The sequence below is a fragment of the Chitinophaga niabensis genome (assembly GCF_039545795.1).
Lineage (GTDB): Bacteria > Bacteroidota > Bacteroidia > Chitinophagales > Chitinophagaceae > Chitinophaga > Chitinophaga niabensis_B.
The window spans coordinates 1,870,888-1,885,504 of sequence record NZ_CP154260.1; the positions used below are offsets into that span (position 1 = coordinate 1,870,888).

The following is a 14,617-nucleotide window of genomic DNA, read 5'->3' on the forward strand; positions in this document are numbered from 1 at the left end:
CAGTGTTTTTGGATATGATATATATAAATATAATTAAATTTCTGTCACTACAAAACCTTCAGTTCTATCTTTCGGTAATAGATATCCGCCCCTTCACTTTGAATAGCGATCTTTCCTGAGCGTACACTGGCATCTTCTGCTTCATTTACGATCACGCCATTTACAATATGCGTGCATTTTCCTTTCAGGGAGATCACTTCTATACGGTTCCATTCCCCGGTGGGTTTTTCTGCATCCTTTTTCTTTACAATGTGGGTGTTTTTTGTAGCAGGAGAGCGTACACCATCTATGATGGCTGTAACACTGTCTATCAGCCAGAAATCGCCGCAATCCTTTTCCTGGATCTGGCATTCCACGGCACGGGGCCATACTTTGTCGTTACCCACGGTATGGTATAAGATGCCATTATCCCGCACTGCTTTTTCCCGGGGAGGCCATTTGTTATTACCCCATTTGAATTCCACCACCAGGTGAAAGTCGCTATAGGTTTTTTCGGTAGCGATATAACCGAACTCTTTGCCGGTAATATACAACATGCCGTCCTGTACGGAAAACACTTTGTCCACGTCATTATCCTTTCCCTTCGATTTAATAAAGGAATACCATCCGCTGAGGTCTTTTCCGTTGAATAGAGGCTTGAAGTTCTGGGCGTTAGCTCCCATGAAAGAGAGGAGCAGGAAAGACAATAAAATGCATTTGCTGTTCATAACTGGAATTTTAACAAAATAATTATTATTTGGGAATTACAGGGAACATTTGTGGCCTGCGTTTTGTTTTATAAGGCAAAAATGGAATAAATCCAATCATATGAAGTACATCAAAACTATACCGGTCCTGTTGTTACTTTTAGTGCTGGGCGTTGGATCATTTGCTCAGACCGCCGTAAAGCCAAAAGAATCCGAAAAAGCAAAGAAGATAAAAGAACTCATCAGCAGCCGGAACTACCAGTTCCAGGCGCAGACTGTTTTCCCTATGTCAGGCCGTACGCGGCAGATAGGGGGAGAAGGGTATGACGTCTCTGTTTCCAAAGATACCGTGAATTCTTACCTGCCTTATTTCGGCCGTGCTTATGCCGCGCCCATCGATCCTTCAAGGGGTGGTATACAGTTCATTTCCAAAAATTTTGAATATACAGAAGCACCGGGTAAGAAAGGGGGATGGGATATTACCATCAAACCGAAAGACGTACGGGATGTACAGCAATTCTTCCTGTCTGTTTCTGAAGATGGTTATGCCTCTTTGCAGGTGACCAGCACCAACCGGCAGCCGATCTCTTTTAACGGGATCATTGCCGAGAAGCGTTCCAGGAAAAAGAAATAAGCAGGATGGTCAACGAGTAGGAAAGCCGGGTTTCGATCCGGCTTTTTTTATGAGGTAAGGTGGTGTTTTTCTATTTTCAACTAAACCAGACTGCCAGCCGTATTTGTGGGCTGGCAGCATGTATACATGGATTTAGATTTTGGTGTTGCCCTCAGGGGCAATCGTTTCTATAAATTACATAAAATTTTCCATATGTTAACGCCTTTTCTGTGTTTTTCCGAACAGGAGTAGTACAGATCCTTCCCGCTGGCTTTCGTAGTCCAGTTTTATCCAGTTTTCATCCTTCACTACTTTTAAAACCCTGGCTTCATCCAGCAACCCATCCCAAAAACGCCCTTTGTCCGGGAACTGACTTTGGTTGCCGATACCAACAGGATGATCGTCCGACTTCCATTCCACTTCAAACTTCTCCACCTTATCCAGCACCCCGTTTACGTAGAGTTTTACATAAGGATAATCGTGCACGCCGGTAAGGTGAAACCATTTGCCGGTGACCATATCCGTTTTACCTACCACGCAGAGGTCTCCTTTGGGTTGCTGCTCCACGCAGATCTCTATCAATTCTGCCGCAGGTTTATGCCAGTACCTTGGCCCGAACTTCTGCAAACGCCATGAATTATCGCCTTTCGCAAACATGGTTTCATAACCGGGGCCTATCCGTTTGGCTTCATCACCTTTATTGGCATAACTGCGGGCTTTTGCCCAGATGGAAAAAGTAAGCTTCCGTGTAAGGTCAAAGAGTTTGCGTTTATCGGAATCTACTTTGATCCATTGCTGATCTTCGTAATTGAATTGCTGTGCTTTACCAATGATGCCATCTGTAGCCGTCCATGGCTTCATGTTTACACCGGTGGCATCTGCTGCATTATCCGTAGCATCTTTATAACCTTCCGGTAAAGTATTGCCGGGCTCATTCAAATGCCATACCCCAACAAAGCCGTCTTTACCGGCGAAGATCTCTTTGCCGCGATCTTCATCAGCAGCCTGTTCATTCCCCCAATGCATATAGATAGCTTGTGTGGCATTGTTACCTTTTACAACCGGCACCTTTACCCATACCAGGGCTTTTTTGTTTACAGGGTCCCACCATTCAATGCTATGGGGGAGAAAGGTATTGCCATTGGAAAAACGGATATCCGCACCATTGGCTTTTGCCTGTGAGAAATCGAAGTTTTGCGTGGTGAGGGTAACGGCCAGGGGGAAGTCCTTTACGTCGCCGCTTACGTTGGCGCCGTTGGGGGAAGTGTTAAGCCTGATCTCTTTATAATATTGCCAGGCGGAGGTTTCCTGGGATAGTACAGGATAACAGATGCAATAGGATAATACGAATAAGACAAGATGTTTCATTAACAGGAAGTTACTATTTCCTTTTGAAACTACCCACCACTGCCTCCTTGTAATTAGGACTAACAGGAATGCTTACCTGATTCGCCAAAAGCAGGCTGTCTGTTTTAACCAGCTTGATCTGCGCCAATGCTACAATGTATGATTTATGCGTACGAATGAATTGCCCTGCAGGCAGAGCGCTTTCCAGGTTTTTCATGGTTTGATGCACCAGGTACTGCCTGTCTGCCGTATGCACCTTCATATAATCTTTTGCTGCTTCAATGTACAGTATATCTGTATGTGCGATCTTCATCAAAGCATCCTTCTCTTTGATCACCAGGTAGGTGGTTTCAGGCGCTGCTTTTTCCACAACAGGTTTCAGTTTGGCAACGGCTTTGGCGAAACGCTCGTAGGAAAAAGGTTTGAGCAGATAGTCCACTGCATTTAATTCAAACCCTTCCACGGCATGTTCCGCATAAGCAGTGGTGAAGATCACTTTAGGCGGATGGCTGAGCGTTTTAAGGAAAGTAGTTCCTTTTACCAGCGGCATTTCAATGTCCAGGAACAGGAGATCTATTTCCTGCTGCTCCAGTTTAGCAAAGGCCTCCATGGCATTACGGCTTTTAGCTACCAGTGTAAGACCTTCCGTTTGCAGGATGTACTGTTCCAGGATCTGATGTGCTATGGGCTCATCATCCACTATCATGCACCTGATCATAAGTTGTTGTTTAATTGAATACGAAGTGTTACCCGGAAAAGCTGTCCATTGTTTTCTATCTGCAGATCATGTTGCCCGGGATAGTACAATGCCAGCCGCTTCTTCACATTTTCAATCCCGATCCCGCTGTATGGATGGGCAGCAGGCGTACTGTCCAGGATATCATTTTCCAATATGAATACCAGCATGTTGTTCTGTAAATACAATTCACCCCGCACAAAACCATTTTCCCTGACCCGGTGTGCGCCATGTTTAAAACTGTTCTCTATAAAATTGATCAGCAACAGCGGGGCGATCGTTTCGTCCCCTTCAGGAATAGCTGTCCGGAAACTGATATCCGCATCAGGATACCGTTTCTTTTCCATTTCAATATAGTTGAGCAGAAATTCTACATCCTTGGACAGCAATACTTTGTTCTGCTGGCAGTCATACAACACAAATCGCAGCATATCACTTAAACGGAGAATGAAAGCAGGCGTTTCAGGGGATTGCACCAGGCTCATGCCATACAGGCTGTTCAGGGTATTGAACAGGAAGTGCGGATGCAGCTGTGCCTTCAGGGAATTTAACTGTAACACAAGATTATCTGTTTCCAGCTGGTGTTTCTTTTCTTCCGTTTCATATGCGTAACGCATGAGGAAAACGGAGGTGAAGGTTACAAAGTCCGTAGCCAGTATGCGAAGGTCCCAGCCGGCCAGCAGATGTTTTAACCTTTCTATGGACATCATTTTCTGCCAGGCAAAATAAGGGTTCAGCTTAGGGTCCTGGTTCAGCAGATCAAAGAGCTGATACCAGATCATATAGTTCACTTTGGAGATATAACCGAAGAAAACAATCACCATCAGTGCAAACAGCCAGTACTTTTTCCGCCTGATGAGCATGGGAGCCAGCCAGCGATAGTAAAGGATCATATACAGGGAAGTGGCAATGGCAAAAAGAATAAAGATCTGATAAGGGAAATACCCGCGCGGCGTGCCGGAGATGTGGATACTATCCACATAGTAATCGTACTTGTAGATCACTACATACATCAGCCATATAACAGCCTCATAGATGTAAGGGAACTTTGCCTTGTTTTTCATACCTGTAAATTAATGGGTCATCTTTTTCCCTGCTCCCCATTATCGACAAAAACAGTTTTTTATCGATGAAATGAAACCTTTCCTGTTTCAGCGAATAAGCCTCCCTGCTGATCGAAACCTGCTTTACCGCTCCGGGCCGGCATCCTTTCTTTGTGTCATAAAACCGAAAATATGAAAAAGAACTTTTTATTCCTCTCCCTGATCCTCATCACTCATATGGCCATCGCTCAAAAGCAGGATACTGTTGCACTGAAAGGTGTAACTATTCAAGGCCAGAAGGCTTTCGTTGAAATGAAAGCCGGCAAAATGATCCTGAACATGGCCAACAGCCCCCTGGCGGCAGGCAGCAATGTACTGGAAGTTTTACAAATGGCCCCGGGTGTGCAGGTAGATCAAAACGGCAGGATCACCTATAATGGTAAACCGGTGGTTGTGTACCTGGAAGGCAGGCCTTCCTATCTGAATACAGCAGCATTAAAAGCATTGCTCAGCGGAACACAGGGGCAGAACATAGATAAGATAGAACTGGTTAGCAACCCCTCTGCAAAGTACGATGCAGCAGGCGGCGCCATGATCAATATCAAAATGAAAAAGGAAAAGGGACTGGGCACAAATGGTAATGTAACGGTGGGAATGGGTTATGGTGATCATTTCCGCACCAATGAATCCGTATTCCTGAACTACCGCGCAAAAAAACTGAATGTTTATGGCGGATATGATCTGAGTTACAGCACACGTTCCCGGCAATCTGCCAGTGAAAGGAATACCCCTGAATTCAGTATCCTGGGAAATGGGGCCGCCCTGAACACTACAGAAAGCCATAACTTCCGCAGCGGGCTGGATTATACCATCAGTAAAAGAAGCTCTCTGGGTTTCACGCTGAATGGCATGTATAACCAAAAGCAAACTTCCAGCAGCCAGCATTCTCTTTTCTACAGTAAATCCTCCCGGCCGGATTCTTCCCTGGTGGCTGATAACCATGGAACCGGCGGTTTCTTTACACCGGCCTTCAATGCTTATTTTACTACTAAACTGGATAGTACCGGTAAAGAACTGACCATTAACGGGGATTATTATACGTTCAATACCCGTTCCCGTCAATCCTTCGATACGCGTTCAGATGCAGCCCCGGCTTATCTCCTTCGTCATAACTCTCCTCAGCAGATAGGTATCCGGTCCCTGTCTGCGGATTACAGGCAGCCGCATTGGGAGGCCGGCCTCAAAACCATCTTCGTTAAAACAGATACGGATACACGCTGGGAAGAGGAAACATCTGCCGGCTGGGTACCGGATGCAGGAAAATCCAATCACTTCATCTACCGGGAATGGATCAACGCAGGATATGTGAACTATGCAAAAGACTGGAAAAAATGGGGCCTGCAGGCTGGATTACGTTTGGAAAATACCCGTACCAAAGGGCATTCACTTACTTCCGACGAGGCATTTTCGAAGAACTACACCCGCCTTTTCCCGAATGTGGCATTGCAATATACCCTGAATGACGATCAGCAGTTCTCCTTTTCTTACAGGAAGAGCATTAACCGGCCTTCTTACGCTGCTGTGAACCCTTTCCTCATCTTTGAAAGCAAATATGCTTACTTCCGTGGCAATCCTGACCTTGGGCCTGAAATGGCGCATGCTGTTGAACTGAATCATGTGTTTAAAGGAAAGCTTTTCACCACCTTATCCTATATGCGTTACAATGGAGTTGTGTCCGAAGTCTATGAGCAGAACCCTCAGAGCAAGGTGCTCTACAGTTCCTACAGCAATCTCTCTTTCTCCGAATGGTATTTTGCGGGCATTTCTTACAGCAGCAGGATCAATAGCTGGTGGAGCAATCAAACTTCTTTACAGGGAGGTTATATCCGGTATAATTTCGATACCGTTGCGTTGCAAAGATCAACGCCCGGTTTCTTTTTCAGTACCATCAATACATTTACCATTCCCAGGGTATGTACCATACAAAGTGCTTTCAATTATTCTTCCCGCGTATCTTCCGGTTTACAGGAGATGAAAGATTACTGGGGTGTTAATCTTGCTTTCCAGCGCAGCATCCTGGAAAAGAAAATGGACCTGAAACTGAATATCACGGATCTCTTCCGCACGATGCAGATGGGCAATATCTCAGACTACAGGAATGTGCGGATCAATACCATTGATTATAACGACAACCGTGCTGTGACCCTTACCATGACCTATCGCTTCGGGGATAAAGATGTAAAGGCGAACCGCAATCGCAAAAGCGGGATTGAAAGTGAAAAGGGGAGGATCAGCAGATAATTTGTTTAGGGGGTGTTGCAAATAAGTAATACATTCGTAATCAGTAACATAACCTCACAAATATCCTGAAATGAAAAACAAATTCTCCGCGCTCATTGCGCTACTGCTAATTTGCAGTTTGGCAAGCCATGCACAATTAAAACGTTTCAGTCTTGGTCCTTATGTTGAAGCCGGTTTCCCTGTGGGAGATCTCAGTAAAACGCATAATACCGGTTATGGTGTAGGCCTTGGGGCAGACATTAAACTGATCAAGGGTTTTGGTGTAACAGGTTCAGTTGGGTATATGCGGTTTGGTGGTCAGCGGGATGCTCTGAATAATAAGATCTCTGCTGTTTCTGCAGTGCCGGTAAGGCTGGGTATCAAATACCAGCTGGTATCTATCCTCTATGTGAAACTGGAAAGCGGGGCTTCTACCTATACGGGAGATGATTCAGGGGCTGCTTTTATCCTTGCACCGGGTGTTGGTATCCGTGTGTTGGGCTTAGATGTAATGGCCAAGTATGAGACCTGGATCAAAAACGGAAATATTGGTTTCTTTGGCTTGAAAGCCGGGTATAATTTCTAAAGTGTTTTTCGGTAAATAGGAAAAGGCTTTTAAAAGAGCTATAACTCTTTTAAAAGCCTTTTTTATTTATGCAGTGAAAGGGTATTTACACTGTACATGAACCATCATCACAGGTAGCACCTTTATCGCCGGTCTGGATCAGTTCCACCGGAGGATGTGCTTCTTCCCATACCTTTTGCAGGGTCTGTGTAAAGGCATCTACAGGCTGTGCGCCGGATACAGCATACTTCATGTCAAACACAAAGAACGGCACACCACGGATCCCCAGTGATTGTGCATCTGCTTCATCTTTCCTCACTTCCTTTGTATAGGCATCACTGTTCAGCACTTCTGTAGCATCCAGCCCAAGTTCTTTGGCAATAGCCAGGAGGGTTTCCTTGTTGCTGATATGTTTTCCTTCCATGAAATAGGCGCTGAACAAACGTTCTTCCATTTCATCCTGTTTACCATGCTGCGCCGCAAACTGGATCAGGCGGTGTGCATCAAATGTATTGGTAGGAATTACTTTGTCGAACGCAAAAGCAAGGCCGGCTTTTTCTCCGGATGCTGCTACTCTGTCTGTATTTTCAATAGCCTGCTCGCGGGACATCCCGTATTTGCGGGCCAGTAAAGTGTATTGGTCTTCCTTATTATCCCTGGCCGCATTCGGGTCCAGTTCAAAGTTATGCCAGGTCACTTCTACATCGTTCTTATGAGGGAATTGCTCCAGTGCCGCCTCCAGGTGTCTTTTTCCGATATAGCAGAACGGGCATGCTACATCAGACCAGATATCGATCTTCATACGCATCAATTTTAAGGGTACAAATTTACGCATTTTATCCCTTATAGCGGGCAAAGGAGAAAACGTCCGCATCCGGGTGTTGTTTGCCCCTGATCTGATCGCAAACGATCTCTGCGGCTATCTGGCTGAAGGTAATGCCGTTACCGCCAAAACCCAGTGCAAAGAAGGTATGGGGCATTTTAGCGTAGGTGCCAATATAAGGCAGTCCATCCTGCGTACTGCCAAAGGTACCCGTCCATTTGAATTCAGGTTTGAAAGGAATATGCGGGAAATGTTTACTGAAATCCTGCTGCAGCTGCCTGGCCTTTGCCGGCAGGAGTTTATCCCTTTTGGTGGGATTGTAGAACTTTTCATCCCGGCCACCTACAATAATACGGTGTTCAGGTGTGGTACGAAGATAGAGATAGGGGTCTTTCATTTCCCAGATCAGGCAGTCTTCATACCATAAGGGCCCTTTTTCATGGTGTTCACTGGCTACGGCATAAGTGGCATGCAGATCAACAATGCCGGCAGGGAGATATTGAAGGGTTTCATACCCCGTGGCTATTACAAGATGATCGGCCAGTACCGTATGGCCTTCTTCGGTAGTAAGCCTTACGCCGTTCTTAGGAAAACTGATATCCTGCACCAGCGTTCTGTCGTACACGGCAGCACCCTTTTCCAGGTTATACTGATGAAGGGCATGTGTGAGGCTATAGGCATCTGTCTGGGCAGCGGTGCGGGAATATATGGCAGCAGGGGCATCCAGCCCCAGCAGGTCTTTCAGCATGCCGGGGTCCCAGAACATCACATCCAGGCCCATGGCTTTGCGGGCTTTGTATTCTGCTTCCAGTTTAGGAAGGTCTTTCTTAAAAGAGGCGAGGTATAAACTATGTTTCCTTTCAAAATATGGTGCATTCACTCTTTTGGTTATCTTCTCCAGTTTGTCGATAGACCTTGCACAGGCGGCATAGGCCCTTTCTGCATGTGCAACACCTACTTTCTCTTTTAATTCCGTAAGGGGCACGTCTATTTCATATTGTAAAAGAGAAGTGCTGGCGCTGGTGCTTCCCAGCCCCACAGTCCGGGCATCTAATACCACACAGGTTATTCCTTCCCGCACCAGTGCATGGGCCATCAAAGCGCCTGAAATGCCTCCCCCGATCACCACCACGGATGCACGAAGATCGTTTTCCAGTTTGGGGTAATTGAAAGGCAGGCCATGCCGGATCAGTGAATATGGATATCCTGAGTGTAAGTCCAAAATGTTTATTTTGTGCCTGTTCAATAACGGACAGCCATTGTGCTGTAATGAACAGTGCCTTTTATGTAATATACTGATTATCAACCGAAGTTAGCGTTGGTATGATAATGGCCTGCAAAAACCAAATCTAAATCCCATGTTCCGCAATCATCTGAAAATAGCACTTCGCCATCTCTGGAAACATCGTACCTATACCGGTATTAACCTGGCAGGACTGGTCATTGGTCTTGCTGCCTGTTGGATCATCCTCCTGCATGTAGGGGACGAACTGAGTTACGACCGCTTTCATGAAAAGGGTGAAAATATATACAGGGTGGTGAATGCGGCCAGCTGGGAAGGAGGGGAGCTTAATGTGGCTTCTTCCTCTGTACCACAGGGACCTGCATTGCAAAACAACTTTCCTGAAGTATTAGCGCAGACAAGGATCGTGCCGGAGGGCGGAGGCAGTTTGCTAAGCGCCGGAGATAAAAGCGTTGAGCCGGGTGAAGCGCTTTTAGCGGATAGCAATGTTTTCCAGGTTTTCACTTTCCCTTTCATTGCCGGCGATCCTGCCACAGCATTGAAGGCCCCGAATGCTATTGTATTAACCAAAAGCCTTGCGGCAAAGTTGTTCGGTGATCCGGCAGCGGCATTGGGTAAAAACGTAACCTGGAATGGTGATAAAGATGTAGACCTGGTAACCGGCGTGATGGAAGATGTGCCGCATAATACACATTTTCATTTTACGGCATTACGCACCCTGCCGAAGGACTTTAGCTCTAAATGGGACAATTTCAGCATCTATACCTACCTCCTGTTACAACCCGGCGCAGATGCAGAAAAGATCAGCAACAAAAGCCAGGCTTTCTATGAGCAATACATGAAAGGAGACATGGGAGAGGGCGTGACCTTTAAAATGAGCCTGCAGCCGCTGCGGGACATACATCTGAATTCCCACCTTAATTATGAATTAGGTACGAACGGAAATAAACGGAGTGTGTACATCTTTGCTACCGTAGCCATACTGATATTATTGATCGCCTGCATCAACTACATGAACATTTCCACCGCCCGCTCTTCTGTAAGGGTAAAGGAAGTGGGCGTGCGTAAAACATTAGGGTCTGTACAGGGCCAGGTAGCGGGCATGTTCCTGGTAGAATCCATTATCCTCACTTTACTGGCGGCGCTGCTGGCGGCAATTGTTACTACGCTGGCATTGCCTGTATTCAATAAAATAGCCGGTAAATCCTTATCGCTCTGGCAATACGGCATAGGTTACACGTTGTTATTACTCCTGGTGTTTTCTGTAGCGGCAGGTTTCCTGGCAGGTTCTTATCCGGCCATCTTTATGTCCCGCTTCAAAACCATTAATGCGCTGAAAGGTAAGCAGGGCAATAGCACAGGGAATGCAGCTTTCAGGAAGGTATTGGTATCCTTCCAATTCGTAGTGGCCATCATTTTAATTGCTGTGTCTATTGTTACATGGCTGCAGATGGAATATGTCAATAAAAAAGATCTCGGTTTTGCGAAGGACCAGATCCTGAGCTTTCACCTGAACGATATGCGGCTACGGGAAAGGGTGTCTGCTATCAAGGCTGAACTGAAGAAGAGCCCTTATATAGAAAGTGTATCCGCCGCCAGCAATCCTATCGGCAACAACAACATCGGTGCAAATGGTTTTAAAGCAGAGAAAGACGGAAAGTTTGAGCACGGATCACTGATCACCCAGAGCTATTATGCAGATGCGGATTTTGCGCCTGTTATGGGGCTTAAACTGGTGGCAGGAAGGAACTTTGACCCTGCCATTCCGGGAGAGAAATATACTACCATGTTGGTGAATGAAACCATGGTAAAGGAAATGGGGCTGAAAGATCCTATCGGAAAACGGGTACAATATGAAGCAGATACTATACGGGAACGCCGGATCATAGGAGTGGTGAAAGACTTTCACATTTATTCCCTTCAACATAAAATAGCTCCCATGGCTATTATGCTGCCTGCGTTCACGGCCATGGAAGATAACCTGTTTGTGCGTTTGAATAAAGCGCATATCCCGGAAGGATTGCAGCACCTTGAAAAAGTGTATGCCCAATTCGAAAAAACATATCCCCTGGAAGTACATTTCCTGGATGAGAATTTTTCCCGTCAATATTTCGCGGAGCGAACACAAAGCAAAGTGTTCCTGCTATTCACCTTGCTGGCTATTTTCATTGCCTGCCTGGGTTTGTTTGGCCTGGCTGCCTTTACAGCAGAGCAAAGGACCAAAGAGATCGGTATCCGCAAAGTACTGGGTGCTTCCGTGGCCAGTATCACCGGCATGTTGAGCAGGGATTTCTTAAAACTGGTAATGATCGCCGCAGTGATGGCTATACCCATCGCCTGGTGGAGTATGCAGGTATGGCTGAAGGACTTTGCCTACCGTATCTCCTTGAGCTGGTGGATGTTTGCTGCGGCAGGATTGCTGGCGGTAGTGATCACATTGGCCACCGTGGGCTATCATGCCATGCGGGCGGCCCTGGCTAATCCGGCAAGGAGCCTCCGGGCGGATTGATCCGTTCATCCAATGTGGCTTTAAAAAGCGGAATATTATTGCTAGATTACCCCGATTATAATCAAACAATTCTATGCCTGCATTTCAGCGACAATACCCAGTGTTAGCTGTCCTCCTTGGATGGCTATGCCTGCCAATGGCAGTATCAGCGCAGCAAAGCGCCTCCAGATTCAATGCTTACAAAGCCTTTGAGCCCGTATTTTATGAAGCCAACGGAGATGAGGTCCGCACAGCAAGTGGCAGACCCGGCAGTAAATATTGGCAGAACTCAGCCGATTACAAGATCGATGTGACCTTTGATGATGTGAAGGACAATGTTGCTGGTACCGTGCTGATCACTTACAAGAACAATAGCCCGGAGAACCTGCCTTTCCTTTGGCTGCAACTGGATCAGAACATTTACAACGAAGCATCCCGTGGTGTAGCCGTTACGCCGGTTGCCGGAGGCCGTTGGGCAAACCGCAATTTCAATGGCGGTTATACAATTGACGGGGTGTCTATTGTAGCTTTAGGCAAAGAGCAAAAAGCAGAACATGAAGTAGTGGATACCCGCATGCGGGTTGAACTGCCGCAGGCTTTGAAAGCTAACGGTGGTGTGATCCAGTTAAAAGTAAAGTTCTCCTTTAACATTCCTGAATACGGCACAGACCGGATGGGGATCCTCAAAACCAAAAATGGTAAAGTATATGAGATCGCACAGTGGTATCCCCGCATGTGTGTATTTGATAACGTGATAGGCTGGAACACCCTGCCATACCTTGGCCAGGGAGAGTTTTACCTGGAATACGGGAATATAGAGTACAGCATCAATGCGCCTGCTAATCATATTGTAGTGGGTTCCGGTGCTTTGCTGAACCCGGCAGAAGTATTAACGCCTACGCAACTGCAACGCTGGAAGAAAGCAGAGCAGAGTGATAAAACGGTGATGCTGCGCGATGTAAATGAGATCACGGATGCATCTACCCGCCCTGCCAAAGAACGCCTTACCTGGAAGTTCAAATGCACCAATACCCGCGATGTGGCCTGGGCTTCTTCTCCTGCTTTTATCTGGGATGCTGCACGTATCAATCTGCCCGGTGGCAAAAAATCACTGGCTATGAGCGTATATCCTGTAGAGAGTGCCGGCGATTCTGCATGGCGCCGGTCTACGGAATTTGTGAAAGGCTGCATTGAACATTATTCTGAAAAATGGTATCCATATACTTATCCTACAGCCGTGAACGTAGCGGGTATTGTAGGTGGAATGGAATATCCCGGTATCGTTTTCTGTTCCGCACGTTCTCAGAAAGGCGGCCTGTGGGGTGTAACAAGTCATGAATTTGGTCATAACTGGTTCCCCATGATCGTGGGCAGCAACGAAAGACGTTTTGCCTGGATGGATGAAGGCTTTAATACTTTCATTAACGGTCTTGCAGAGAAAGCATTCAATGGTGGCGAATTTGCTGATAAAGGTAAACCGAACCGCCATGCCGCAAGCCGCATGATGTATTACGATTCTGCGAGCACCATCTATCACCGCGCTGATGTTATCAGAGGCGGCAGCCTGGGTATCCTGGCTTATTACAAACCTGCGATGGGAATGGACCTGCTGCGGGAAGTAGTATTGGGAGAAGAACGTTTCGATAAAGCATTCCGCTATTATATTGATAACTGGGCTTTCAAACATCCTACCCAATGGGATTTCTTCCGTGCTATAGAAAACAGCAGCGGAGAGAGCCTGGACTGGTTCTGGCGCGGTTGGATCATCAACAACTGGAAAGTAGACCTGGCAGCAAGGGAAGTTGTGTATCACAATGATACCACGGCTATCATTTCCATTGAATGCCTGGAGCAATTGCCGATGCCGGTGACAGTAGAGATCAAAGAAGAGGATGGTACCAGCAAACGTGTGAACTTGCCGGTAGAGATCTGGCAGACCGGGTCCTTATGGCGTTTCCGTTATCCCATTAAAGCCGGCAGCAAGGTGGCGAGTGTGGATGTAGATCCGGATAAGACCTTGCCGGATGCCAACACCCTGAATAATGTCTGGAAGAAATAATTTTTTATAGCAGAGCGGGCTGGTTAACCAGCCCGCTTTTTTTATCCCAGTTTGATGGCTTCAAAGAATTGCTTCACGTAAGTATCCCCAATGGGTATCGTATGTGCCCCTATAAAAATGCGCTGCCTTTCCACACTATCAATCTTATCAATAGCAGTGATAAATGATTTATGCACACGGATGAACTTCTGAGGTGGCAGTATTTCCTCGATCCCGCGCAGGTTCTGCAGGGTAAGGATTTTTTGACTGACCGTTTGTATAGCCACGTAATTGCGTAAGGCTTCAATGAATAAGATCTCGCTGAGGTTCACCCGCACAATACGTTTGTCTGTACGGATGAAGATGAATTCATTTTGTACAAGGGAGATATCTTTCGGTTGTTTATTCACCACCTTTTGCACGGCCTTCACAAAACGATCGAACGACACGGGTTTGAGGAGATAGTCTGTGGCTTCATACTGGAAGCCATCCAGCGCATATTCATCGTAGGCAGAGATGATCACCACATCCACCTGGTTCTGTAATAACTGCATGAATTCCACGCCGGTGAGTTCCGGCATCTGGATGTCCAGGAACACAAGTTTTACAGATGGTTCCTGTTTCAGGTAGGCCAATGCTTCCAGCGGATTGGAGAAGCTGCGTTGCAGCTGCAGTTCCGGCATTTTGGAAATAAATGCTTCGATCACCTGTACGGCGAGCGGTTCATCATCTACCACAATACATTGTATAGCCAT

The 14,617-nt window shown here is 46.5% G+C and carries 12 protein-coding genes; 5 read left to right on the forward strand and 7 right to left on the reverse strand.

Going from position 1 to position 14,617, the window contains the following annotated elements:
* Nucleotides 1-47 precede the first annotated feature (47 nt).
* Nucleotides 48-707, reverse strand: a complete 660-nt coding sequence (locus tag AAHN97_RS07535) for a 3-keto-disaccharide hydrolase (RefSeq protein ID WP_343306952.1) — start codon at nucleotides 705-707, stop codon at nucleotides 48-50.
* A gap of 100 nt (nucleotides 708-807) precedes the next feature.
* Here AAHN97_RS07535 and AAHN97_RS07540 point away from each other — a divergent pair, with 100 nt between their 5' ends.
* Nucleotides 808-1,320, forward strand: coding sequence for a DUF4251 domain-containing protein (locus AAHN97_RS07540; protein ID WP_343306953.1), 513 nt, complete (start codon nucleotides 808-810; stop codon nucleotides 1,318-1,320).
* Nucleotides 1,321-1,515: 195 nt separating this feature from the next.
* Here AAHN97_RS07540 and AAHN97_RS07545 read toward each other — a convergent pair whose 3' ends face one another.
* The 3 genes from AAHN97_RS07545 to AAHN97_RS07555 are packed head-to-tail and all read right to left on the reverse strand — an operon-like array spanning nucleotide 1,516 to nucleotide 4,446.
* Nucleotides 1,516-2,667, reverse strand: coding sequence for a DUF2341 domain-containing protein (locus AAHN97_RS07545; RefSeq protein WP_343306954.1), 1,152 nt, complete (start codon nucleotides 2,665-2,667; stop codon nucleotides 1,516-1,518).
* 13 nt (nucleotides 2,668-2,680) lie between these two features.
* Complete coding sequence (locus AAHN97_RS07550) at nucleotides 2,681-3,364, reverse strand: LytR/AlgR family response regulator transcription factor (RefSeq protein ID WP_343306955.1); 684 nt, start codon at nucleotides 3,362-3,364, stop codon at nucleotides 2,681-2,683.
* Nucleotides 3,361-4,446, reverse strand: coding sequence for a sensor histidine kinase (locus AAHN97_RS07555; RefSeq protein WP_343306956.1), 1,086 nt, complete (start codon nucleotides 4,444-4,446; stop codon nucleotides 3,361-3,363). Before AAHN97_RS07555 ends, AAHN97_RS07550 begins: the two co-directional genes overlap by 4 nt.
* A gap of 171 nt (nucleotides 4,447-4,617) precedes the next feature.
* Here AAHN97_RS07555 and AAHN97_RS07560 point away from each other — a divergent pair, with 171 nt between their 5' ends.
* On the forward strand, nucleotides 4,618-6,726 hold the full coding sequence (locus AAHN97_RS07560) for a TonB-dependent receptor domain-containing protein (protein WP_343306957.1): 2,109 nt from the start codon (nucleotides 4,618-4,620) through the stop codon (nucleotides 6,724-6,726).
* Nucleotides 6,727-6,796: 70 nt separating this feature from the next.
* Entirely contained in the window at nucleotides 6,797-7,291 is a 495-nt protein-coding gene (locus tag AAHN97_RS07565) for an outer membrane beta-barrel protein (RefSeq protein ID WP_343306958.1), read from the forward strand.
* Nucleotides 7,292-7,376: 85 nt separating this feature from the next.
* Here the strand turns inward: AAHN97_RS07565 and AAHN97_RS07570 are convergent, their stop codons facing one another.
* Together AAHN97_RS07570 and AAHN97_RS07575 are read right to left on the reverse strand one after the other, a co-directional pair.
* Entirely contained in the window at nucleotides 7,377-8,072 is a 696-nt protein-coding gene (locus AAHN97_RS07570; RefSeq protein WP_343306959.1) for a DsbA family oxidoreductase, read from the reverse strand.
* Between the two features lie 34 nt (nucleotides 8,073-8,106).
* A complete protein-coding gene (locus tag AAHN97_RS07575; protein ID WP_343306960.1) occupies nucleotides 8,107-9,315 on the reverse strand; it encodes an NAD(P)/FAD-dependent oxidoreductase in 1,209 nt (402 codons plus the stop codon).
* Between the two features lie 136 nt (nucleotides 9,316-9,451).
* Here AAHN97_RS07575 and AAHN97_RS07580 point away from each other — a divergent pair, with 136 nt between their 5' ends.
* Together AAHN97_RS07580 and AAHN97_RS07585 are read left to right on the forward strand one after the other, a co-directional pair.
* Nucleotides 9,452-11,845 (forward strand): ABC transporter permease, encoded by a 2,394-nt coding sequence (locus AAHN97_RS07580; protein ID WP_343306961.1) that lies wholly within the window; start codon nucleotides 9,452-9,454, stop codon nucleotides 11,843-11,845.
* Between the two features lie 136 nt (nucleotides 11,846-11,981).
* Nucleotides 11,982-13,883 carry a M1 family metallopeptidase gene (locus AAHN97_RS07585; RefSeq protein ID WP_343306962.1) on the forward strand — a complete coding sequence of 634 codons (1,902 nt, stop codon included), beginning with the start codon at nucleotides 11,982-11,984 and terminating at the stop codon, nucleotides 13,881-13,883.
* Nucleotides 13,884-13,924: 41 nt separating this feature from the next.
* Here the strand turns inward: AAHN97_RS07585 and AAHN97_RS07590 are convergent, their stop codons facing one another.
* The gene (locus tag AAHN97_RS07590; protein ID WP_343306963.1) at nucleotides 13,925-14,617 is read right to left on the reverse strand and encodes a LytR/AlgR family response regulator transcription factor; all 693 of its coding nucleotides are present in this window, start codon (nucleotides 14,615-14,617) and stop codon (nucleotides 13,925-13,927) included.